General features: G+C 41.8%; 21 protein-coding genes. 7 read left to right on the top strand and 14 right to left on the bottom strand.

Features of this window, described 5'->3' with window-relative positions:
- Positions 1-369 precede the first annotated feature (369 nt).
- Both EGC82_RS20545 and EGC82_RS20550 read left to right on the top strand, forming a co-directional pair.
- Entirely contained in the window at positions 370-2,160 is a 1,791-nt protein-coding gene (locus tag EGC82_RS20545) for a flavocytochrome c (protein ID WP_124732397.1), read from the top strand.
- A gap of 404 nt (positions 2,161-2,564) precedes the next feature.
- The gene (locus EGC82_RS20550) at positions 2,565-2,990 is read left to right on the top strand and encodes a VOC family protein (RefSeq protein WP_124732398.1); all 426 of its coding nucleotides are present in this window, start codon (positions 2,565-2,567) and stop codon (positions 2,988-2,990) included.
- Positions 2,991-3,303: 313 nt separating this feature from the next.
- Here EGC82_RS20550 and EGC82_RS20555 read toward each other — a convergent pair whose 3' ends face one another.
- Complete coding sequence (locus tag EGC82_RS20555) at positions 3,304-4,050, bottom strand: DUF1499 domain-containing protein (protein ID WP_244212501.1); 747 nt, start codon at positions 4,048-4,050, stop codon at positions 3,304-3,306.
- A 137-nt stretch (positions 4,051-4,187) separates the two neighbouring features.
- A complete protein-coding gene (gene norR, locus EGC82_RS20560; RefSeq protein WP_124732400.1) occupies positions 4,188-5,768 on the bottom strand; it encodes a nitric oxide reductase transcriptional regulator NorR in 1,581 nt (526 codons plus the stop codon).
- Positions 5,769-5,956: 188 nt separating this feature from the next.
- On the opposite strand from norR, the gene hmpA reads away from it, so the two are divergent.
- A complete protein-coding gene (gene hmpA, locus EGC82_RS20565; RefSeq protein WP_124732401.1) occupies positions 5,957-7,138 on the top strand; it encodes an NO-inducible flavohemoprotein in 1,182 nt (393 codons plus the stop codon).
- A gap of 374 nt (positions 7,139-7,512) precedes the next feature.
- Here the strand turns inward: hmpA and EGC82_RS20570 are convergent, their stop codons facing one another.
- The 10 genes from EGC82_RS20570 to EGC82_RS20615 all read right to left on the bottom strand — a co-directional run bounded on the left by EGC82_RS20570 (position 7,513) and on the right by EGC82_RS20615 (position 14,393).
- Entirely contained in the window at positions 7,513-8,328 is an 816-nt protein-coding gene (locus EGC82_RS20570; protein ID WP_124732402.1) for a hypothetical protein, read from the bottom strand.
- A gap of 231 nt (positions 8,329-8,559) precedes the next feature.
- Entirely contained in the window at positions 8,560-9,717 is a 1,158-nt protein-coding gene (locus EGC82_RS20575; protein WP_124732403.1) for a PP2C family protein-serine/threonine phosphatase, read from the bottom strand.
- 9 nt (positions 9,718-9,726) lie between these two features.
- On the bottom strand, positions 9,727-10,302 hold the full coding sequence (locus EGC82_RS20580; RefSeq protein ID WP_124732404.1) for an MlaC/ttg2D family ABC transporter substrate-binding protein: 576 nt from the start codon (positions 10,300-10,302) through the stop codon (positions 9,727-9,729).
- Entirely contained in the window at positions 10,302-10,751 is a 450-nt protein-coding gene (gene mlaD / locus EGC82_RS20585) for an outer membrane lipid asymmetry maintenance protein MlaD (RefSeq protein ID WP_124732405.1), read from the bottom strand. Before mlaD ends, EGC82_RS20580 begins: the two co-directional genes overlap by 1 nt.
- A gap of 12 nt (positions 10,752-10,763) precedes the next feature.
- The gene (locus EGC82_RS20590; protein ID WP_124732406.1) at positions 10,764-11,558 is read right to left on the bottom strand and encodes an MlaE family ABC transporter permease; all 795 of its coding nucleotides are present in this window, start codon (positions 11,556-11,558) and stop codon (positions 10,764-10,766) included.
- Positions 11,558-12,355: an ABC transporter ATP-binding protein gene (locus tag EGC82_RS20595; RefSeq protein ID WP_124732407.1), complete on the bottom strand. Its 798-nt coding sequence runs from the start codon at positions 12,353-12,355 to the stop codon at positions 11,558-11,560. Before EGC82_RS20595 ends, EGC82_RS20590 begins: the two co-directional genes overlap by 1 nt.
- Complete coding sequence (locus tag EGC82_RS20600; RefSeq protein WP_124732408.1) at positions 12,348-12,677, bottom strand: STAS domain-containing protein; 330 nt, start codon at positions 12,675-12,677, stop codon at positions 12,348-12,350. Before EGC82_RS20600 ends, EGC82_RS20595 begins: the two co-directional genes overlap by 8 nt.
- Positions 12,678-12,683: 6 nt before the next feature.
- Positions 12,684-13,085, bottom strand: a complete 402-nt coding sequence (locus EGC82_RS20605; protein ID WP_124732409.1) for an ATP-binding protein — start codon at positions 13,083-13,085, stop codon at positions 12,684-12,686.
- Between the two features lie 3 nt (positions 13,086-13,088).
- Positions 13,089-13,892 (bottom strand): MlaA family lipoprotein, encoded by an 804-nt coding sequence (locus EGC82_RS20610; RefSeq protein WP_124732410.1) that lies wholly within the window; start codon positions 13,890-13,892, stop codon positions 13,089-13,091.
- Positions 13,893-14,174: 282 nt separating this feature from the next.
- Positions 14,175-14,393, bottom strand: a complete 219-nt coding sequence (locus EGC82_RS20615; protein WP_124732411.1) for a DUF6500 family protein — start codon at positions 14,391-14,393, stop codon at positions 14,175-14,177.
- A 320-nt stretch (positions 14,394-14,713) separates the two neighbouring features.
- Here EGC82_RS20615 and EGC82_RS20620 point away from each other — a divergent pair, with 320 nt between their 5' ends.
- Positions 14,714-15,460 carry a phosphatase gene (locus tag EGC82_RS20620; RefSeq protein ID WP_124732412.1) on the top strand — a complete coding sequence of 249 codons (747 nt, stop codon included), beginning with the start codon at positions 14,714-14,716 and terminating at the stop codon, positions 15,458-15,460.
- Between the two features lie 161 nt (positions 15,461-15,621).
- Here EGC82_RS20620 and EGC82_RS20625 read toward each other — a convergent pair whose 3' ends face one another.
- Together EGC82_RS20625 and EGC82_RS20630 are read right to left on the bottom strand one after the other, a co-directional pair.
- Positions 15,622-16,356 (bottom strand): single-stranded DNA-binding protein, encoded by a 735-nt coding sequence (locus tag EGC82_RS20625; RefSeq protein ID WP_124732413.1) that lies wholly within the window; start codon positions 16,354-16,356, stop codon positions 15,622-15,624.
- Between the two features lie 65 nt (positions 16,357-16,421).
- Positions 16,422-17,789, bottom strand: coding sequence for an MFS transporter (locus EGC82_RS20630; protein WP_124732414.1), 1,368 nt, complete (start codon positions 17,787-17,789; stop codon positions 16,422-16,424).
- 255 nt (positions 17,790-18,044) lie between these two features.
- Between EGC82_RS20630 and uvrA the strand changes: the two genes are divergently transcribed.
- From uvrA to EGC82_RS20645, 3 genes are all read left to right on the top strand, one after another.
- Complete coding sequence (gene uvrA / locus EGC82_RS20635) at positions 18,045-20,897, top strand: excinuclease ABC subunit UvrA (RefSeq protein WP_124732415.1); 2,853 nt, start codon at positions 18,045-18,047, stop codon at positions 20,895-20,897.
- A gap of 41 nt (positions 20,898-20,938) precedes the next feature.
- Positions 20,939-21,922: a M20/M25/M40 family metallo-hydrolase gene (locus EGC82_RS20640; protein ID WP_124732416.1), complete on the top strand. Its 984-nt coding sequence runs from the start codon at positions 20,939-20,941 to the stop codon at positions 21,920-21,922.
- 254 nt (positions 21,923-22,176) lie between these two features.
- Complete coding sequence (locus EGC82_RS20645) at positions 22,177-24,075, top strand: DEAD/DEAH box helicase (protein WP_124732417.1); 1,899 nt, start codon at positions 22,177-22,179, stop codon at positions 24,073-24,075.
- Positions 24,076-24,274: the final 199 nt, after the last annotated feature.

A 24,274-nucleotide genomic window follows, 5' to 3' on the forward strand; every position in this document is an offset into this window, starting at 1 on the left:
AACTGTGCAGCATTGCCCGAATTAGCAAATCATTATGTACGTTTTACTTAAAATGTTAACTCGATGTGATCTATCTCCACATACGCTATGCAAAATTGCATATACCTCTTTATAACTATGCATGTTTGCATAGCCCATTTTTAGGCTTGTGATTGAGTTGTCATTTATTCCCTTGCTTGTGGTTATCTTATTGCTGGTTTTAACCTCATGGGTAAAGCTTAGATGAGTGAAGTCATCACTGAACAACTCAACACTAATCTGAACCGTACTGTTAAAGTGAAGTTAATCTCACTTCAGCCTAACTAAAACAATAAGAGGCTTCTATAGTTAATGAATAAACCGTCATTAAGGATAGAAGGGGGAGCAAAAATGAAAAAGATGAAACTTGCAGTCTGTCTTGCCACGCTAATGGGCACAGCAGGCTTAATGGGCAACGCTGTTGCGGCTGATAACCTAGCCGAATTCCATGAACAAAACCAAGAATGTGATAGCTGCCATACGCCAGATGGCGAACTGTCAAACGACAGCTTAACCTATGAAAATGCCCAATGTGTATCTTGCCATGGCACCCTAGCTGAAGTCGCTGAAACCACAAAACATGAACACTATAATGCTCATGCTTCCCATTTTCCGGGCGAAGTTGCTTGTACCTCATGCCACAGCGCACACGAGAAATCTATGGTGTACTGTGACTCTTGCCACAGCTTCGATTTCAACATGCCTTACGCTAAAAAGTGGGAACGTAACGAACCTACTATTGCTGAATTGGCTAAAGATAAATCAGAACGTCAAGCGGCTCTTGCTAGCGCCCCACACGACACTGTTGACGTTGTGGTTGTTGGTTCTGGCGGCGCGGGTTTCTCAGCGGCAATATCTGCAACTGACAATGGCGCTAAAGTCATTTTGATTGAAAAAGAGCCTGTTATTGGCGGTAATGCTAAGCTGGCAGCAGGTGGCATGAACGCGGCTTGGACTGATCAACAAAAAGCCAAAAAAATTACTGATAGCCCTGAGTTAATGTTTAAAGACACCATGGAAGGCGGCCGTAATATAAACGACCCGGCATTAGTTGAAATCTTAAGCTCGCACTCTAAAGACTCTGTTGATTGGATGACCAAGATGGGCGCTGATTTAACTGATGTTGGCATGATGGGTGGCGCATCAGTTAATCGTGCGCACCGTCCAACCGGGGGGGCTGGTGTGGGTGCCCATGTTGTTCAAGTACTTTATGATAATGCAGTGAAACGCAATATCGATTTGCGCATGAACACTCGCGGCATTGAAGTGCTAAAAGATGATAAAGGCACCGTTAAAGGTATTCTAGTTAAGGGTATGTACAAAGGTTACTACTGGGTGAAAGCCGATGCCGTAATCTTAGCAACGGGTGGTTTTGCTAAAAATAACGAGCGTGTTGCTAAGCTTGATCCTTCACTAAAAGGCTTTATCTCTACTAACCAACCTGGTGCAGTAGGTGATGGACTGGATGTAGCTGAAAATGCCGGCGGTGCATTGAAAGACATGAAATATATCCAGGCTCACCCAACACTATCTGTTAAAGGTGGCGTAATGGTCACTGAAGCAGTACGTGGTAATGGTGCGATTTTGGTTAACCGTGAAGGTAAGCGTTTCGTAAACGAAATTACTACTCGTGATAAAGCGTCTGCGGCAATCTTAGCCCAAACCGGTAAATCAGCTTATTTGATTTTTGATGATTCTGTACGTAAATCATTATCTAAAATCGATAAGTATATTGGTTTAGGTGTTGCACCGTCTGCAGATACTTTAGTTAAGTTAGGTAAGATGGAAGGTATTGACGGTAAAGCACTGACTGAAACAGTCGCGCGTTACAACAGCTTAGTGAGTAGCGGTAAAGACACTGATTTTGAGCGTCCAAACCTACCGCGTGCACTAAACGAAGGTAACTACTATGCAATTGAAGTGACTCCTGGTGTTCACCACACTATGGGTGGCGTGATGATCGACACTAAAGCTGAAGTTGTTAATGCTCAGAAGCAAGTTATCCCTGGCTTATATGGCGCAGGTGAGGTTACTGGCGGTGTTCATGGTGCTAACCGCTTAGGTGGTAATGCTATTTCAGACATCATCACCTTCGGTCGTTTAGCGGGTGAAGAAGCGGCAAAATATTCTAAAAAGAACTAATCGATTTAGCATTCACTAACTCGCTAGTATCAGTAAGCCACAGCTCATTGCTGTGGCTTTTTTTATGCGTCTATATCGCCATACCTATCGAATTAACCTGAACTAGGGGTAAGAGATAAGAATATAATAATAAACATATTAGGCTTAGCCATTAACGACTCTCAAACTTGTCATTTATTTTACTAACAAGGTGAATTCATGGGTCAATAGCTGGCCTATTGTAAGTCTTCTCATGTAAAAAATAACGCTGTTAGCAAGGCAAACGGCTGTTTTCGATGCGTTTTTCATCCTGAGCTCTGGTTATTTAATGCATAATCGATGGCACAGAAAATGTTGCATTAACTCACTCGTTAATTTACAACGCTCATTCACTGGCTAATTTATAAAGCTATCAAAGGATAATAATGAAACAGTCTATAGTTCACATCGCGCTAGTGGTGAATGATTACGATGAGGCCATTGATTTTTATGTTAATAAATTGAAGTTTGATTTAATTGAAGATACCTATCAAGCAGAACAGGACAAACGCTGGGTTGTGGTGTCGCCTCCAGGGTCAAACGGAGTGTCGTTGCTGTTAGCTCGTGCATCTAAACCAGAGCAGCATGATTTTATTGGTAACCAAACTGGTGGACGGGTTTTTCTTTTTTTGAATACCGACGATTTTTGGCGCGACTATAACCGCATGCAACTTGATGGGATTAAGTTTGTGCGTCCGCCTCAAGAGCAAGACTACGGCACTGTGGCGGTATTTGAAGATCTGTACGGCAATCTTTGGGACTTACTGCAGTTAAACGATAAACAGCCAATACCAAGTAAAGAATCAATATAGCGCTGTTTGTTGTATATTTTTTGATAGCTTTTTAAGCGAGTAAAATAGAGAGACAGCTTTATACTTTCGCATCATATCCATTAAACGCGATATCTACTGATTTATCGCTACAAACAATCACTATAAATTTAAATAGCTGATTTAAAATAATAAATATCTCGCATCACAAAAATTAACATAATAATCTTTAGCAGCGGCATCGACGATTAAGTATTTAAGTTAGCAATAATGCTGTCATCATTAACAAAAAAGGAGCATTTTATGCTCCTTTTCATTGGTTAAAACCTGCCACTTAATTTATTCAAGACGCGGACTATTCAGAAAACCGCTGACTAAATTCTTGAATACGCTTTGCATTCACTCCCGCATCGCCAATGCCAATCCGCGACACGCTGCGTAAATCAATACGACTGCCCTGCTCTAGTGCAGACACAACAATAACGACATCATCAGCAAAATTGAAAAAAGGCGTTGTAGCCGTACTTTCAAAGCGCAGTGCTTTTGGGTCTTGAGCCACAATGCTCCAACCCATGGTTTTTGCAACCGTTAATGCTTTTTGATAAGCCGCTTCTACCGATAAGTCTGTCGCAATAGGCTGAATATTAGGGAAAGCTTGCAGTTGCTGCGTGGCAATTTCTTCTCCGCCATAAACCAAACTATTTTTAGCGCCAATTCTGCTGTCAGTTAAAAACTCAAACTGCGGTAGTGATTGAGTATTGGTAGTAATATCGTGAATAGGTGGGTATTTCACTGGTTTGATAACCAATGCCATAATGCTTGGCGACAATACAGCCAAACCCAGTAATAACGCTATTGTAGAGGTTAATATGCCTTTTCCTTTAGCGCTACTGTCTTGCTTAATGGTAAAGCTGGTACCTAATGCCAATACTGCAACAACCAACACTAAATAACCTAACAGGTTATTGTAATTACGGCTGGCCATAAAGCCAACAATAGGGTCCCACAATCCCAATGACGAGCCAAACACCATCAAAGCAGCAATCGCGACGGCGACGATGGCAACGATCAATGCGATATTGCCTATATTACGTTTTTGCATAACATCCATCCTTTAGAAGACCCTAATTAATCCAACTTATATTGACCTGATTTTGTCGGAATAAATTTCTGTTCATTGATAATATATTTTCGCACACAGGCGATTCACACAACCTATTTTAGGTTTATACCTTACGATTAATATGCCGCATTAGGATCAAGCCCTAAACGACGCATTGTGCGAATTAAATTGCTTCTATCCAGCTGTAAACTTCTGGCGACAGCGGCTAAATTACCTCGTTCGGTCATTAATACCGTCTGTATTATTTGTCGTTGGTACTCATCGGTAGAATCGCGAAGTCCAAGGGTTAACACCTGCGATAATGCGGCTGCGGCATTACTGTCGTTGATAATATCAACCTCGGCTATTGCTGGTACGACAGAATGGTTCACAACAAACTCTGAACCGAGATGAACACGACTGATGCTAATAATGCTGGCATGACGCCCTTGCTCGCTAATAGCCCTTAATGCAGCGCGACTGAGTAAGTGTTCTAACTCGCGCACATTACCGGGCCAATGGTATTGGGTTAGCTGATCAATCGCGGTTTGTTGCAACCTGAGTTTAGCGGCCCCAAGTTGATGTTGGCTTTTTTCTAAAAAATAACCGGCAAGTAAAATAACGTCTTTTCCGCGGTCACGTAATGGCGGCACAGGGAGAGGATATACACTTAAACGATGATACAAATCGGCCCTAAAGCGACCTTCTTTTACCTCGAGTTGTAAATTACGATTAGTGGCCGCAATAATTCTGACATCAACCACGACAATGTTATCGCTGCCGACACGTTGAATTTCACCATTTTGTAGCGCACGCAATAACTTAGCCTGCACGGCAAGTGGTAACTCACCCACTTCGTCTAAAAATAACGTGCCACCATCGGCCAATTCAAAGCGGCCACGGCGATCACTTACCGCACCAGAATATGCGCCTTTTACATGGCCAAAGAGTTCACTTTCAACAATGCTTTCTGGCAATGCAGCACAGTTAATTTGCACTAACGGTTGCTCACTGCGACGTGATTGCTGATGAATACTTTTGGCAACCAGCTCTTTACCTACGCCGGTTTCACCGGTAATTAATACCGATAAGTCACTAGTGGCAACGGTATTTATCTCTGACAATAAATCGGTAATTGCGACACTGTTACCAATAATACTCGACGGCCCTGCAGTCGCTAACATGCACTGCGCCACTTGATGATTACGTTCAACTTGAGCTTCTAATGCTTCAATATGTTCACTGGTATTAATTGCTGCAGCCACGGCGGCAATGTATGCACGGGTTTCGGTTGGGTTAAGCGAATCAAAGCTACCGGCTTTCATTGCATCTAAAGTTAACACGCCCCACGCTTTACCATCGATATAAATAGTGCTGCCCATACAATCATGCACGTGCAATTGTTCACTACCGTCATCGACTAAACCATCATAAGGATCGGGAAGAGTAGATTCTGCATCAAAACGGGTAATGTGCGGGTTGGCTAAAATATGTTGTAAACGAGGATGGTGGTTAATTAAAAATTGCCTCGCTAATGCTTCTTGTTTTAATCCCACCACCGCAACAGGCACCAGATGATCGTGCTTAAGCTTCAGTAAGGCCACCACGTCACATGGAATAGCACGCTGAATAGCCAAAATCAGTCGTAAGTAACGCTCCGATTTTATCAGGTCACGATTTAAGTCTTCTATAATGTCGATAAAGGGAACAATATTCATAATAAGTCAAATAAACCTAATTTAGGTTAATTTGACATAATTATTGATCTAGGTCAAATTAACCTTGTTAAAATTTATTCCATATAAATCAGAAGGATGAAAGTTGGCACGTTATGTGTAATGTTATTGGTATAACAAGGTAATTGATTGAAGCTTATCGCTATTTTACTCCCTAAGAGGAATCATTAATGTTAGACACTGCAACTGTTAAAATTATTAAAGCCACCGTTCCGGCTCTGCAAATTTACGCTAATGACATCACCAGCCATTTTTACCCTTTATTGTTTGCCCAGCATCCTGAAGTGTTACCTTTTTTCAATCAAACCAACCAAGGTAAAGGCACACAGCCTAAAGCGTTGGCGAATGCGGTGATTGCTTACGGTGCCAATATTGATGAACTGGGTAATTTAAGCGCCGCAGTGAGTAAAATCGTTCAAAAACATGTGGCATTAGGTATTTTACCTGATCAATATGACGCTGTTGGCAGCTGTTTATTGCAGGCGATTAAAACTGTGCTTGGTGATGCCGCTACAGACGAAGTAATTGACGCATGGGCTAAAGCTTATGGCCAATTAGCCAACATTTTGATTGAAGCAGAAGAAACCATTTATAGTGCGAATGAACAGAAAACCGGTAGCTGGCGTGGGGAGCGTGAGTTTATTTTAGTCAAACGCGTGGATGAAAGCTCAGTTATTACCTCATTCTACTTTCAACCATTTGATGACAAAGGCTTACCAAGTTTTGAAGCTGGCCAATTTCTAACACTGGTATTTGATGATATTGATGGTGTATCAATGCGTCGTAACTACAGCTTATCTGACGCGGCAGGTAATGATTACCTCAGAATTAGCGTCAAGCGTGAACCTAATGGTGTGGTATCAAATCACTTACATAACAATATTCAGTTAGGCGATAAGGTGAAGTTACGCGCACCAAGTGGTGATTTCACCTTACGTAAAAACAACAAGCCATTAATTTTACTTACTGGTGGTGTTGGTATCACTCCAGCCATTAGTATGCTCAATACTGAAGCCGGTTCAGGTCGTGATATTCGCTTTATCCATGCCGCCATTAATAGTGATGTGCACGCGTTTAAAAATCATGTTGATCAACTGGCTACAACTCATGACCACATCAAGCCGCTGTATGTTTACAGCCAACCAGAAGTACATTGCCAGCCTCATGCGACGGGGTTTATTGATGCCTCAATGATTGCTGAACAACTGCCAGCAGACCGTGATGTAGAGTTTTACCTACTTGGGCCTACTGGTTTTATGAAAGCCGCTTTAGCTATCGCCACTGGCTTAGGTGTGCCAGAAAACCAAATTCATTATGAATTCTTCGGCCCATCTGAATCGTTAACAGCTTAATAGTCTAACAAGCAAAAAAAAGCCCTGACCATAAAGTCAGGGCTTTTTATTAATCTTTAGAATGGATTTAAAGTCTATAGTGAGAATTAAAATGATTATGGTTAACGTGAATAGGTATTTAAATCTAATACACTCATAAAGATAGACATTATGCTATTAGGGTAATTTATTAGTTTTATCGTAACCTTTTGGTAAATTATTATTCAAAAGGTTACAAAGTACGTAAATTACACTTTCTATTTTCATACGAAAAAAAGTATAACAATATCGATGTTTTGTTTACAAAATCTGAAACAGAGCAACACGCCTTAAGATTATCTATACTCACGATATAACAACTTGCCTTACTTGTAATAACCGCAATTATACCTTTTTTATGTAATTAGTATGGCATTAGTGGGGCAATCGAAAAAATAAACTCTTTCAAAATTTGATTTTATTGGATGTTGTAAATTTAAACCAGCGAAGCTCGTTGCCATAGATGCAATCATTAGTTTAGGCGGACTTTCATGCTCCACAAAAATCGGTGGTACTTGACCCGATACTATTACTAACCAGTGCTCATCACATTTAGCGTATCCCAAAAGAGCTTTATGCTTTTTTTTGAGAATTGGAAGTAAGTCGGACTCATTGAAATAATCCACAATGCCTCCTCGGCATCCTGTCACAACCGATACCTTCTGACCATCATTCAGTAATTGGATATGCTGTAAAAAATTGGGAATTTCAGGGCATATATGTTTCATTTGTTTGATATGAAGCAAATCTACTTTCTTTCTTACTAAGTACTCTACAGAATTAGGGGCCATAGATGCCGAAACCTGATTTATCAGAGGAATAAGAACCATTAAGGCTTTATCAGCACTCTTGTTGTCAACAGCTACTCCATCTTCAAAAATTAAACCAACATCTAAAGGTAAATTTGGTTTGATATTCTGGATTAATTTTTCAGAAAACTGTCTCTGAGAGGATTCTATCTGCTGCATAGAAAATGGTTGTGACGACATTCTCTCAGCAAGGGTAATCTCAACTCCAATCTTTTTCGATTCCAATTTGATTATAAAATCTGGCCTTTCTGATAAGCTCAAACACTCGTATTCAACCCCAATAGCCTTAGAAAACCAATGAAATACTGATAGTTCGTCGTATTTTTTGCGGTTTTCATAATATAGATCACTAATCTTTATCATAGGTATTCTCGATCAATATTTTTAAATTTTGTTGAATAAACGTAAGAACTACAGTTGGATCTTAACCCCTCGAATAAAGGCTAAAAATAGTTATTTAAAAAGTGTAATAACTAAAACAGGTTTTTAATAAACGACTGCATCGTATTCAACTTGTTGAGTTTCTGCAAAATCAGCCACTTTGTTATGTGATATGAGAAGCCGACAGTTCTGCACACTACTGGTAAGTTGAGCTTAAATAAACTGGATAGCACACATGGTCAAATCATCTTGGAACTCTGAACAGCCACAAAACAGTTTCATTTGCTGCTCAAGAAACTCCAGCATCGCTTCGGGTTCATCAGGGGCGGCACTGATGGCTTTTTCTAAGCGATCAAATCCAAATTGCTCTTTTTGACTATTTTGGGTTTCGATAACCACATCGGTATAGACGAATAAAATATCCCCGACATCAACACTCACTCGGTAGGTATCCCAATTTTGCTCACGTAATACGCCAATTGGAATACCGCCTTGATCGAGGGCAACGAGTCTATTAACCTTTTTTAAATACGCGTGGGGATGGCCAGCATTAGCGTAAACAAGTTCTTTATCTTTAACATTATAACGCAGCACAGTGGCGGTTAAAAAACTGCCGCGAGGCTTTTTAGTGAAAAAATGTTGATTGATATAATTAAGTACTTCAGAAGAGCTACTGGCTAAATCTTTGGGCTCGAAGGTACGCAAAATAGCATCTATCATCGCGGTTTCTACTGCGGCGGCAGGCCCATGACCGGATACATCGGCAATGATCATCCCTACATCACCTTTAATATCTGGACGACTTTTACCGAGATCGACAATATCTAAATAATCGCCACCCGCGCCTTTCATCGCTTTGTAGGTATAAGCCATTTTGACCGAACTGAGTTCGATACCTTTGTCTGGCAACATCAACTGTTGTAAGCGAGAAATCTCTTCTATCTCGTCGCGGATCCACACTTGGGCAGCATTAAGCTGTGAAGAAGCTTCTGAAAATTGGAAACTTTTTAACTGATACAACAATTTGTAATACAAGGCGCTCACATGATACGACTCAACGCCAGCCGGTAAATCAAGCAAAATGATACAATCAAATAAACTCGATTCTTTACCGAAGGGCAGCGCCCAACATGTCTTGTTATCATCATTTAACGCCAATATTTCAGTCATATGGTGCTGTAGCGACAATGCTTGAAACTGCGTATAGAGCTTACTGTAGTGTTGATCGCACAGAGATGAAAAATTACAGCTAATTTGGCCATTTTTTTTAATTAAGTAATAATTAAACTCACTTAATGTGGCCGCCAAGGTGGTTTTAAACCATAACGTCTCATCAATAATACTATTAGCTAGCGCTCTATCTATGCTCAAGGGAAAACCTTACTTTTGGGCTGATTTAGCAGCAAGGGCTTCATTTAAACCAGTGACACCGCTTTTCTTCAAGGTACTTTGATAATCTTTGCTAAAGGTACGGATCATCGATAAACCTTCAGCAACAAAATCGTAAATTTTCCATTCATTATTACGTTGATAAAGCTGATAAGAAACTGGAATGATATTTTCTTTGGTATGAATTTCAGTATCAACCGTTGCATAGACTTTTTTCTTAATACTTTCGCTGGTGTAATCAACCGTTTGGTTATCATATTTTTCTAACAATACAATATAGGTATCAACTAACACTCCTTTTAACAACACCATAAATTGACGTTTTTCGGTATCGGTTGCCTGTCTCCAATACTTACCTAACACGCGTTGAGCAGAGGCTTGAAGGTCAACATGCTTTTCAATCACATCACTAAGCGATTGTTTTTTCTGTTCAAGTGACAAAGTACTATCAGAGGCAATACCTATGATATCTGCTACGCCTAATTTAACACGATCTGTCGGCTCTTGTGCCGCTAAAACTACAGACGGCATCACTAACATCATGATTAAAAAAATTATCGATTTCATTATTTATCCTGACTAAACATATATTTGCTAATTAACTCTTCAATACTGATGGATGATTCTGTATCAATAAACTCATCACCATCTTCCATATTTATGTCTGATCCACCGCTGGAGATTTTAACAAATCTGTCACCGATAATGCCCGATGTACGAATAGAGGCGACCGAGTCATCTGGCACAGTAATGCTATTGTCTAATGACAACTTGACCACAGACTCATAGGCTTTCGGATCGTAATTAATTGATTGAATTAATCCAACGCGCACCCCAGACATTTCAACAAAAGCACCTTCTTTTAAACCTGAAGAATTTTCAAATTTAGCCACTAAGGTATAGTTACCGCTATGGGTAACCGATGCCCCGCCAATGGTAACCGACATAAATACCAAGGCCCCAATGCCGAATAACACAAATAGGCCGACGAGAAAATTGACGTAATTATTGTTCATTGTTACCTCTAGTTATAGCGCTAATGAGCTAACGATGTAGTCACTAAATAGCATAATAATAGCACTCATTACCACTGCCTGAGTGGTGCCATTGCTGACGCCTTCAGCACCCATGTTTTTTTGATTCAGGTGTAAATAAAAGCCGTAATACAAGGGTATCCACATAATAAACAACCCAAATACTAATGACTTTATTTGACCAACCAGCACATCTTTAAAGCTAATCGTATCCATCACACCTTGAATATAGGCACCAGGACTTTCGCCTTGAATGTGTACACCCACGATATAACCGCCGCCTATGCCTACCAAGTCGAACACGGCTGTAAGAATAGGTACACAAATCAATGCAGCAAGTAACCTTGGCAACATGACATAGCGGTAACTGTTAATCGCCATGCAATCAAGCGCATCAAATTGTTGCTCATTGCGCATAATGCCAATTTCTGAACAGGTAGCAGAGCCAACTCGTGCTATCACCATTAATGCTGTCATGACTGGGCCCAGTTCTTTAATTAAGCTCAAAGCCACTGCCGAGCCCAATAAGTCTACCGAACCAAAGCGCACTAAGGTATCGTAAAATTGCAGTGCCACTACCATACCGGTAAAAAGTGCGGCAACAATAATGACTATTAACGATCGATTACCGATAAAGTATATTTGCTTAAGCACTTGCTTAAATGACACCAGACCAGTGAAAAAGCTACAGACAATACGCAGTAAGAATAATGTTGCTAAACCTACACTGTCGATATTTTTTCGCGTCGCGGCGCCTAGGTTACCGATCGCATTAAATAAGGTTTTCATTAACTTTTATCCTTATCTAACAGTCGATTAAAGTAAACTTCGCCATCGTCTCTATGAGTATTTGGCTGACGATTAATCATGTTCTGAATCCGTTCATCGGGCGAGTTTTTGATCTCATCAACCGTGCCATTTGCCACGACTTCGCCACCAAACAATACCACTACCCGATCGGCAATTTTAAAGACACTTTCCAGCTCATGAGTCACCACCACTATAGTCATGTTCATGGCATCTCTTAAGGTTAAAATAAGCTCATCAAGTTCTACTGCGGTAGTTGGGTCAAGCCCTGCCGAAGGCTCATCAAAAAACAGTAACTTAGGATCCATAATCACTGCCCTAGCTAATCCTGCACGCTTTAACATACCGCCAGATAATTCTGAAGGCATCATATGACCGGTGCCAGCCATATTCATGAGTTCAAGCTTCATCCGCACCATAATATCAATGGTTTGGGTATCTAAAGAGGTATTCTGCTCTAAGGGTAACCTGACATTATCGGCCACCGTCAATGAACTTAGCAGTGCGCCACCTTGAAAAGCGACGCCCATCTTTTTACGTAAATGACGTAATTGTTTACTTTTAGCCGTAAAAATATTCACACCATCAATAGTGATAGTGCCTGAAGTAGGCGTTTTAAGCCCAAGCATATGGTTGAGTAGGGTACTTTTACCTGAGCCAGAACCGCCCATTACCACCAGAATTTCTCCGGGTTTGACCTCTAAATTGACATCCTTAAGTACCTGGGTGTCACCATATTGGGCAAACAAATGCTCTACGGTAATAATAGGCTTAACCATTGTTAGTCACAGCACCTACTGAATCCACTAAATTAAACACTGTGTTTAAACGGGTTAATTGCAGTACTTGAAGCGGTGAACCATTGGCAGCGGCAATATGAAACTCAGTGTTATTCTCTTTGGCTTCGTTAAATGCCTCCACTAATGACGCCATCCCTGAGCTATCGATATATTGCAGATGAGTAAAATCAACAATGATGTTATTTTTACTCTTAATTAATTTTATGATGTCGATTTTGATGCTGCGTGAATTGTTCAAATCCACTTCACCATAAAGCTTAACGACCTGGTAATTATTATGTTGTTCAATTTCAATATTCATTTCATATCACTCAAATTTAACCGTTAGTTCTAACCAATTACCTTCACCTTTATGTGGGATCAGTCTGACTGTTTCTGCCACATAATGGATTAAACAAAGGCCTAACCCACCCGGTTTACATAAATCATTTTCTTTAGGTATTAATTGCTTGTCCGTTATTTGCGAACACACATCTTTAATCACAAATAACGCATGTTGATCATTACTGCTGATCTCGATTTCTAAACAGCCTTTACTCGACATGTGATAACCATGACGGATCACATTGGCACAAGCCTCATCAACAGCTAATACGATTTCATTGACTTTAGCGTCGCTAAAAGGAAAGTCATGGCAAGCATGTTCCACAAATTCGCGGATATTTTTTAAATCGCTCGTACAAGATGAAAACGTTTTGATATTTGACATTGGCTAGTCCGTTATTTTTATATCCGTTTGATCGCCTATTTTTTTATCCGCAGGAGCTTGATTTAACGGCTCATTATCTAATAGTTCTTCATCTAACAGCTCGTCATCGAACTCTAGATCAAATTCATCGGGCTCAGTTTCATCCGTCTTACCATCATTGACTAAATGGGCATCACGTTGCAGATAGACATCTTTGACATAACCGTAAGGATCTAATGACCCATCTAAAATGGGTTCATATTGCTGAAATTCAATCCTACTGTCTAACCCTTCTAGTACAAATTTTCCGGCACGCTGCTCAAATGAAAGAATAGATAAGGGATAGACAAAAATATCGACAAAATCGCCAACCGTATTACGAGCGGTGCTGGCACCATAAACAGGCCACATAATATAAGGCCCGTTGTCGATGCCCCAGGCACCGAATGTTTGTGCAAAGGTCTCTTCTTTTTTAGGCAATCCCATATCGGTAGCGGGATCAAAAATTCCAACCAGGCCGATAGTGGTATTCAATACGAAACGTAAAACGCTACTGCCACTGTCAGTTAGTTTGCCTTGCAAGAGGTTATTTACGGCATAAAGCGGCTCATTGAGATTCGATAACAAGTTAGTGACACCTTGTCGGACAGGCTGAGGGACTTTTTGGTAACCTTTAGCCGTAGGCTTTAATACATGCTTGTCCATTATTTGGTAGTTAAAGTCCCAGCTTTTACGGTTAACCGATTCGAATGGATCACCCGGTGTTGAGGTGCTAGCACATCCACTAAAAAAAAGTAGTGTGACTATAATAACTGCTAATCGACCCATTACTTTCACTCATTACCCCAGCTTTTTAATTAGTAAGTATCTGCTACCCATGTCGGTAGTGAGCAAACATTTAACATAGCCCGTTGTACTCAGAATTGAAAATATAACATAAAACGCTACAAACTATTAATACAATTTTGAATGATCGCTCAAAAAATTTTGTACTCTCATTAAATCTGTTAAGTGGAGCACACTTATCAATTAAGGTGCAACATAACCGGTATAACGCTTACTTATTGAATATTGGACAATAATGTTACGCACATATTGGGCAGTTGATTATTACAGGCCATCATTAATCATTTGCTTAATGGTATAAGCCTTAACAAAATGATCTAACTGATGGGTTTCGATCCACCATGTTGCCGCTTCCATCAATAATTCAGGGTTATCATTTTTATTGGCAAAAAAAGCATAAAATGATAAACCGACCTTATCGCCTTTTGCGGCAATTTTTTTATCACACACCTCGATTATTTTTGCTCTTAGTTGATGTCTCATTATTTCCTCGATTGCTCAAATTGATTTACCATCATATGGGGTAGATCTTGTTGGCATTAAATACAAAGACAGTATTATTGTTAGTACATCGGCTAAGCGTAAAAAATACAATATGCTCAAGTATTATGCTAAAAAAGCCATCTTCCTTACGCAACAAAAAAATCGGTTAAATCATCGTTATACTTGTCAGATGAATATTAACGTAAAGTTTCATTTCATGAGCCTGTTTACTCTTTCAGATCCAGAGATCATAGAGAAAGCACCGTTAACGGAGTAGACTTAATAGCTACTTTCTTTTGTTTCAGACCACGAGATCCGTCATGAAATTCCTTGTCGATATTCACGCTCATACTGTCGCGTCTGCTCACGCCTATAGTACATTACATGATTACCTTGCTGTTGCAAAAACCAAAGGTATTAAGTTATTCGCCATTACCGATCATGGCCCAGATATGGCTGATGCGCCCCATTTTTGGCACTTTGTAAATATGAGAGTGTTACCTAGAATTGTTGACGGTGTCGGCGTGCTGCGCGGCATTGAAGCGAATATCAAAAATGAACATGGCGAAATTGATTTTTTTGGGGATTATTTAAAACAACTCGATATTGTGTTGGCAGGTTTTCATGAACCTGTTTTCCCACCATCGACTAAAGAGGCTCACACTACTGCACTTATTAACTGTATTGAAAGTGGTAATGTGGACATTATTACTCATCCAGGCAACCCTGCTTATCCAATCGATATTAAGCGCGTCGCCGCTGCCGCAGCCACACATAACGTGGCACTTGAGATAAATAACTCCTCTTTTTTAACCTCAAGGAAAGGCAGTACTAATAACTGTATTGAAATCGCCAATGCAGTAAAAGCAGCCGGTGGACTGCTGGTTATGGGCTCAGACTCGCATGTTGCTTTTAGCTTAGGCGAATTTGAAAAAGCCATTGAAGTCATCGAAAAAGTGCAGTTTCCCATTGAACGCTTACTCAACCGTAGCCCCGAAGCGTTGTTGAGCTTTCTGACGACAAGAGGTCATAAGTCACTTGATGAATATTCAGCTTTAATCGAATAAACATTTTATATCTCAAAACTGCAACAGTGAAATTTGGAGCATAAAAATACGGCTGGCAGACAGCTGAATTATTATCCTAACTTCCCTCGTATAGAAAAACAAAAAGGCCTGCAAACGCAGGCCTTAAAGGTTTTAATCAACACTTTTCATTTATGTATTCGTCAGAACGGAATATCGTCATCCCAGCCTTCATCTAAATCTGGAGTGAAGTTCTGTTGTGGTTGTGGTGCTGGACGCTGTGCAGGAGCATTTTGCTGTTGGAAATTCCCCTGAGGGGCAGCAGCTGGCTTTGGTGCATAAGCAGGTGCAGCTTGTTGCGCTGGCGCAGATTGTTGCTGATAACCACCACCTTGTTGCTGGCCAGCATCTGGCTGAGCTTGGTAAGCGGCATTACCTGCGGCAGGCGCAGTTTGATTGTATTGCGCTTGTGGCGGACGAGCTTGGGCAGTTGGTGCTGGACGAGACTGTTGTCCCATGTTTTGTCCAGAATTTTGCCCAGAGCTTTGACCTTGTCCCTGATATTGACCTTGACCACCACCGGCGTTATCACCTGAGTTGCGGCTGTCTAACATTTGCATTTCCATAGCATTAATTTCAGTCTTGTAACGGTCTTGACCGGTAGTCTGATCTTGCCACTTACTGGTTTGCAATTTGCCTTCTAAATAAACTTTAGAGCCTTTTTTTAAGTACTCACCGGCAATTTCTGCAAGACGACGATACATGACAATGTTGTGCCACTCGGTACGTTCTTGCATTTGACCTTGCTGGTCTTTCCACGACTCACTTGTCGCTATAGTAAAGTTGGCTACGGCATTGCCGTTTGGCATGTAACGGACCTCAGGATCTTTACCTAAGTTACCTACCAAAATCACTTTGTTCACACCACGACTAGCCATCGAAATCTCCTGAGATTTTTATCTGTTTACTTTATCTGAATACTAAGCTGAACGATCAACACGATCTAATTCACAGAGCCTAACACAGCTCGCGCTTCGCTTAAATTGAATTTATCATCGACCTTTAAATAAGCCACTTTCTCTTCGAGCACCACAATGGCTTCAACAACACCGATTAACTGCGACAATTCACTGGCCATATTTTGTGCGTCGGATTTATCTTTTACTGTGGCTTCAAGGGTGTAGCTTTTCAATAATACTGGCTTTTGCATTCCTAGGGTTAAGAATAACCACACACACATTAGCCCTAGTGCAACAAAAAACACCCCAGATGCGCCAACAAGTTGATAAGCACCGCCACCTAACATGCCGCCACAAAAAGCCCCTAAAAACTGGCTAGTTGAATACACGCCCATTGCCGAACCTTTATCGCCAACAGGACAAAATTTAGCAATCAGACTTGGCAATGATGCTTCAAGGTAATTAAATCCGGTGAAAAATAACACTACCGCACCACTTAACACCCAAAGGTTATCGGCATAAAATCCCATCGCAGCAAGTGACACCATCATGATCATTAACGACAATTGAAACATGGTTTTGGTGTTGTTGCGTTTCACCCCAATGATAATTAACGGCACCATTAAGAAAAATGCACCAACAAAAGCGGGGAAATACAACATCCAATGCTTTTCTTTGACTAAACCGGCATCGACTAAATCGAGCGGCAATGCAACAAACACCGCTGTGAGTACTAAATGCAGAATAAAAATGCCAGCATCTAGGCGAAATAACTGTGGGTCTAACAACATACGCTTTAATTTTGTCGGAGTAGCAACCGTATCGCCTTTAGGTGCTTGGCTAATCGGGTTGGGAACAAAAAACTGCACAATTAACATGCCCAACACAGCTAATACTGCGGTTAATAAAAACAGCCCCGTTAAGCCCATGTATTGCGCCACAATAGGCCCGACCAATAATGACAGTGCAAATGAAAAGCCAATACACATGCCGATAATCGCCATCACTTTAGTACGTTGCTCGTCTCGGGTTAAATCGGCGGCAAGCGCTAATACTGCGGCAGCGATTGCGCCCATACCTTGTACCGCACGACCAAACACCACACCGTAAATGTGATCAGACGATGCGGCAATTAAACTCCCAATAGCAAATAATACCAGACCACCGAGAATAATCGGCTTACGTCCGTATTTGTCGGACAAAATGCCCATTGGTATTTGTAAAAAAGCCTGGGTTAAGCCATAAGCACCAATGGCAATACCCACCCACAATGGTGAGAAACCTTCCAAATGCTGACCATACAGCGCGAAGACAGGCATAATCATAAACAATCCCATCATCCGTAAACCAAACACACTGGCTAACGAAAATGCGACCTTTTTCTCCATACCCGACAGTCCATTACTGGCCATGCTGTTGCCCTTCGATAAGTCATTCAACAATATTATAAGATGCGCATATTATCACAGCGTCATAAATTAGCTCAAAAGGAAATCACAGTTTTCGATATAAGGTGTGTTTTTTACACCTGTTAAGTTTGACTCCTGAACTTTAGCCTCGTTCGATGCGTACCATAAAAGCTAGACAGATAAATTGATATGAAGTCTGCCGATAAACTATGCGATACTAATCGCTGTTTTGTTTCACACAAGTCATAGAGTAAATAGATGGATAAAATTGAAATACGCGGTGCCCGAACCCACAATCTTAAGAACATCAATCTAACAATACCCCGTGATAAACTTATTGTGATAACTGGGTTATCCGGTTCAGGAAAATCTTCACTAGCCTTCGATACCTTGTATGCAGAAGGCCAGCGCCGCTATGTCGAATCGTTGTCGGCCTATGCACGTCAGTTCTTGAGTTTAATGGAAAAACCCGATGTTGATCATATTGAAGGCTTAAGCCCAGCTATCTCAATTGAGCAAAAATCAACTTCACACAATCCGCGATCGACCGTCGGTACCATTACCGAAATCTATGATTATTTACGCTTGTTGTTTGCCCGTGTGGGTGAGCCTCGCTGTCCAACGCATAATCAACCTTTGTCGGCGCAAACAGTCAGCCAGATGGTTGATAAAGTATTGGCGATGCCAGCAGACAGCCGTCAAATGCTGCTTGCTCCAGTGGTAAACGATCGTAAAGGCGAACACGTTAAACTGCTGGAAAGCTTATCGGCACAGGGCTATATTCGTGCCCGTATTGACGGTGAAGTGTGTGACTTAACCGACCCTCCAACATTAGATTTACACATTAAACATACCATTGAAGTGGTTGTCGATCGGTTCAAAGTACGCGAAGACATGAAACAGCGTTTAGCTGAGTCGTTTGAAACCGCGTTAGAGTTGTCTGGCGGTATCGCCAAAATTGCTAGCATGGAAGATAGCAGTAAAGAAGAACTGATATTTTCAGCTAATTTTGCTTGTCCGCATTGCGGCTATTCGATGGCCGAACTTGAGCCGCGTATTTTCTCGTTTAACAATCCGGCCGGAGCTTGCCAAACTTGTGATGGTTTAGGTGTGCAGCAGTTTTTTGACCCTGAGCGAGTCATTGCTAATGATGAACTTTCATTAGCTGGCGGTGCAATTAGAGGTTGGGACCGACGCAACTTTTACTATTTCCAGATGCTCAGCTCGCTAGCCGAACATTATAAGTTTGACGTTGAAAAACCATTCGCAGAGCTTAGCGATAAAATTAAAAAGATTGTCCTGTATGGATCTGGCAAACAGAACATAGCCTTTAAATACATAAATGACCGCGGCGACGTAGTGATCCGTAATCATCCGTTTGAGGGCATTTTAAATAATATGGATCGCCGTTATCGTGAAACCGAAAGTAACTCGGTGCGCGATGAGCTGTCTAAATTTATTAACATGCAACCTTGTAACAGTTGTAGCGGTTCACGCTTACGCGAAGAAGCTCGTAACGTGTTTATTGGTGAACTCAATTTACCGCAGCTCACCACCTGGTCTATTGGCGAAGCCAAAAACTACTTCGATACCGTCGTGTTTGAAGGTCAACGCGCGCAAATTGCCGAGAAAATCTTAAAAGAGATCAGTCAGCGCCTCGGATTTTTGGTCAACGTGGGGCTTAACTATTTAAGTCTATCGCGCTCAGCTGAAACCTTATCGGGTGGTGAAGCGCAACGTATTCGCTTAGCCAGCCAAATTGGTGCGGGGTTAGTGGGCGTAATGTACGTGCTTGATGAGCCTTCAATTGGTTTGCATCAACGCGATAATGAACGCTTACTCCAAACCCTGATCCATCTGCGTGATTTAGGCAATACCGTGATTGTGGTTGAACACGATGAAGATGCGATTCGCTTAGCGGATCACATCATCGATATTGGCCCTGGTGCAGGCGTACATGGTGGTGAAGTGATTTGCGACGGTACCCTAGAAGATATTCTGAACTGTGAAGAGTCGGTTACGGGCCAATATATTTCCGGTAAAAAGCAAATCCACATTAGTGACCAGCGCACCCCTATCGATCCGAAAAAGGTGATTGAGTTATTTGGCGCATCGGGTAATAACCTAAGAGATGTTGATTTAACCATTCCAGTTGGATTGTTTACTTGTGTTACTGGCGTATCGGGTTCAGGTAAATCGACGCTCATTAACGACACCTTCTTTAAAATTGCCCATCGGATGCTCAATGGCGCTACCGTTGATGAACCTGCACCCTACAGAAGCATTGAAGGCATGGATCATTGCGACAAAGTAGTCGATATTGATCAAAGCCCTATTGGCCGAACTCCACGCTCTAACCCTGCCACTTACACGGGTATTTTCACCCCAATTCGTGAGCTATTTGCCGGTACCCAAGAGTCTCGTACCCGTGGTTATCTAGTGGGGCGTTTTTCGTTTAACGTCAAAGGCGGTCGCTGTGAAGCCTGCCAAGGTGATGGCTTAATTAAAGTAGAAATGCATTTTCTACCTGACGTATATGTGCCTTGTGACTCGTGTAAAGGTAAGCGCTATAACCGTGAAACTTTAGAAGTAAAATACAAAGGCAAGAACATTCACGAAGTGCTGCAAATGACCGTTGAAGATGCTCGCGTCTATTTCGATGCGATTCCATCTATTGCCCGTAAGCTGCAAACCTTAATGGATGTCGGTTTGTCGTACATCCGTTTAGGTCAGAGTGCGACAACATTATCAGGTGGTGAAGCTCAGCGAGTAAAACTGGCTAAAGAGTTGTCTAAACGCGATACCGGTAAAACCTTGTATATTTTAGACGAACCCACCACCGGGCTGCACTTTGCTGACATTCAACTATTGTTAGAAGTATTGCATCGCTTAAAATCTCACGGTAATACTGTGGTCGTGATTGAGCATAATTTAGATGTGATTAAAACCGCAGACTGGATTATTGATTTAGGTCCTGAAGGCGGTGATGGCGGTGGGATGATTTTAGCTGCTGGCACCCCAGAAGAGGTAGCTGAACATCCAGAGTCACATACGGCTAGATTTTTAAAACCAATGTTGGCACTTCATAAACAACGGGCCAAAATGAAATAACCCATCCGTCATCTTAGGCGAATAAGAGGAGATAACACGTCATGTTTACTGCTCAAATTCGCCTTAAGATGCTCGGCTTTGGCCTTTTGTATGGTTTATTAGTCGCCTTATTAAGCGGCTGTAGCCAAACCCCGCGCCAATGCTCATCAAAAATAATGACCACCTGGCCCGATGCCAATCAACAAATCACCCAAGATATAACAATCTTAACCGCTGCAGAGTTTCAAGGCCGCAAAACGGCTACGCAAGGTGCACGCCTCACTCAACATTACCTAACCCAGCGTTTTACCGAGATGGGCTTACAACCCTGGCAAGCAACTTTTGCGGTCCCGTTTAGCTACCTACATCAATTTTCTACCGTCTCTGGAGCTAATATCATTGCGACTATTGCGGCAAAAACTCACTCCAACCGTTGGCGCATAATTACTGCTCATTATGATCACTTAGGCCAAACAGCCGGTAAAATGTATCCAGGCGCTGATGATAATGCCTCAGGTGTTGCTGCAATGATGGCTATTGCAGCCCAGTGGCAGCAAAGCCCCCCATTAGATGATGTTAATTTAATGCTTGTCGCTACCGATGCAGAAGAACCGGGCTTGTATGGCAGCTTTGCATTGGTGAAGCTATTGCAACAACAGCCACTGATGGATATTGAATTAAGCGTCAATTTAGACATGGTAGGTCATCCCGATCGCCGCAGGGCAATCTATCTGGAGGGACAAAAAAATATCGCCGACTTTGAGTCTATTGAGTCACGGTTAATGCAACTAACTCAATTATGTATCAAGACTCATCGCAACAGCTTATTAAGTGGAAGGATGAAAAAAACCGATTGGCTGCGAGCATCAGATCATTACCCATTTCATAAGGCGGGCTATTCTTGGGTGTACTTTGGCGTGCCTCCTCATACGCAATATCACACTCCGGACGATACAATAAGCACTATAGACATCGACTTTATTGTGGCGGTTGCTGAAACAGTGTATCAAATGCTCAGTATTGATAAACTGACCAAGGCCCCATAAATCATCTAATTAACAGCAATAAGCGTTCATATTTCAACCAATTAACAAATCCTAAAAATCAAGAATCAGGCCACTATTCGCCTCAATTAGGCAAATTAATGTTTATTTTCAGTTTTTACATGGTCAACCAACAATGTTGCTGCTATAATACGCCCCCTTATCGGCGCGGGAAATCGACACGGGGTTGATTTTCTGTCTGTGAAACTTTAGCACGAGCTTCCGAACTTCGTGCGCATCCACAAGGCTACAACTCAATGTCATCTGAAAGAACTTTCCGCGAACTCGGCCTGTCTGAGTCTTTGTTGCGTTCGCTTGACGAGTTAGGTTATGAAAACCCAACTCCAATTCAAGCAGCTAGTATCGACCCGCTTATGGCTGGTAAAGATATTATCGGTCAAGCACAAACCGGTACCGGTAAAACAGGCGCATTTGCCCTGCCTTTACTAAACAAAATCGACATGAAAATCAATGCTCCACAGATTTTAGTGTTAGCACCAACCCGCGAATTAGCGGTTCAAGTTGCCGAAGCGTTTGGCAGTTATGCCAAGCACATGAAAGGCTTCCACGTACTGCCGATTTACGGTGGTCAAAGCATGCAACAACAGTTAAACGCCCTTAAGCGTGGACCACAAGTGATTGTTGGTACTCCTGGTCGTGTAATGGATCACATGCGTCGTGGCACATTAAAGCTAGATAATCTAAAAGCCTTAGTATTAGATGAAGCCGATGAAATGCTAAAAATGGGCTTCATTGACGATATCGAATGGGTATTAGAGCACAAGCCAGCTGACAGTCAACTTGCCTTATTCTCTGCGACAATGCCTGAGCAAATTAAGCGCGTTGCTGCTAAGCACTTAACTAATCCAGTCAACATCAGCATAGCGTCAAGTCAAGCAACTGTTGAGTCTATCGACCAACGTTATGTGCAAGTATCACAACACAACAAACTAGAAGCGTTAGTACGTGTTTTAGAAGTTGAAAATACTGAAGGTATTATCATCTTCGTTCGTACCCGTAACAGCTGTGTTGAATTAGCTGAAAAATTAGAAGCCCGTGGTTATGCTTCATCTCCATTACATGGTGACATGAATCAACAAGCACGTGAGCGTGCTGTTGAGCAGCTTAAACGCGGCAAGTTAGACATCTTAATCGCGACTGACGTTGCGGCACGTGGTCTAGACGTTGAACGTATTGGACACGTAGTAAACTACGATATTCCTTATGATTCAGAAGCCTATGTTCACCGCATCGGTCGTACCGGTCGGGCTGGTCGTACAGGTATGGCAATCCTATTTGTAACCAATCGTGAAATGCGCATGTTACGCACTATCGAACGCGCTACAAACAGCCGTATTTCGCCAATGAAAGTACCTAGCCCTGAATCAGTTGCAGAGCGTCGTTTATCTCGTTTAGGCGAGCAAATCCAAGAAACCATTAACGGTGACTTAGATTTCATGAAAAACGCTGTAGCTGAATTATGTCAACAACTTGAAGTTGATACCGATTTATTAGCTGCTGCTTTGTTACAACAAGTACAGCAAGAGCGTCCGCTACAATTGCCAACTATTACAGAGCGTCAACGTGATTCACGTGACGAGCGTAGTGAACGTGGTAGCGACCGTGGTGATCGCAATAGTAGTGACCGTGGCGACCGTCCACGTCGTGAACGCAGTGACCGTGGCGAACGTAGTAGCCGTCCAGCACCAAATAGCTTTGGTGATGCAGAAGGCTTAAAAGATAATCCAGACGTGAAAATGAATCGTTATGTTATCGATGTAGGTCGTGAAAATGGTGTTGGTGTAGGTAACATCGTTGGTGCTATCGCGAACGAAGCAAACATCGATAGCCGTTTCATTGGTCAAATCCAATTGTTTGATCAAGTCACAACGGTTGATTTACCAGACGGAATGCCTAAAGACATCCTTTCACACCTAAGAAAAGTGCGTGTGTGTGGTCGTCCTTTAAACATTCGTGAAGCGGGTGATGAAGTGTTTGCTGACACGACTCGCGGCGCAGGCGCTCCACGTCGTCCACGTACAGATCGTGCTCGTAGCGACCGTCCACGTACCGACCGCCCAGCGGGTGATCGTCCGGCCAGTGACCGTCCTGCAAGTGCAGAACGTCGTCCACGTAAGCCACGTGACAACGGTTAATCATTCAGTTGAATGACACAAAAAATGGAGCCTAAGGGCTCCATTTTTGTTTTCAGTTTTTACTATATCGCAATCTATTACGGCTGCTTGGTATTTTATTAATATACTATCCATATTAATAAAATGAGTAATACCTATTTAGTTAACATAAATTAACTTGAGAAATAGTAATAGATAGAAGATATTTACCTTTATTTGA

Origin of the sequence: Shewanella livingstonensis (assembly GCF_003855395.1) — a bacterium.
GTDB lineage: Bacteria > Pseudomonadota > Gammaproteobacteria > Enterobacterales > Shewanellaceae > Shewanella > Shewanella livingstonensis.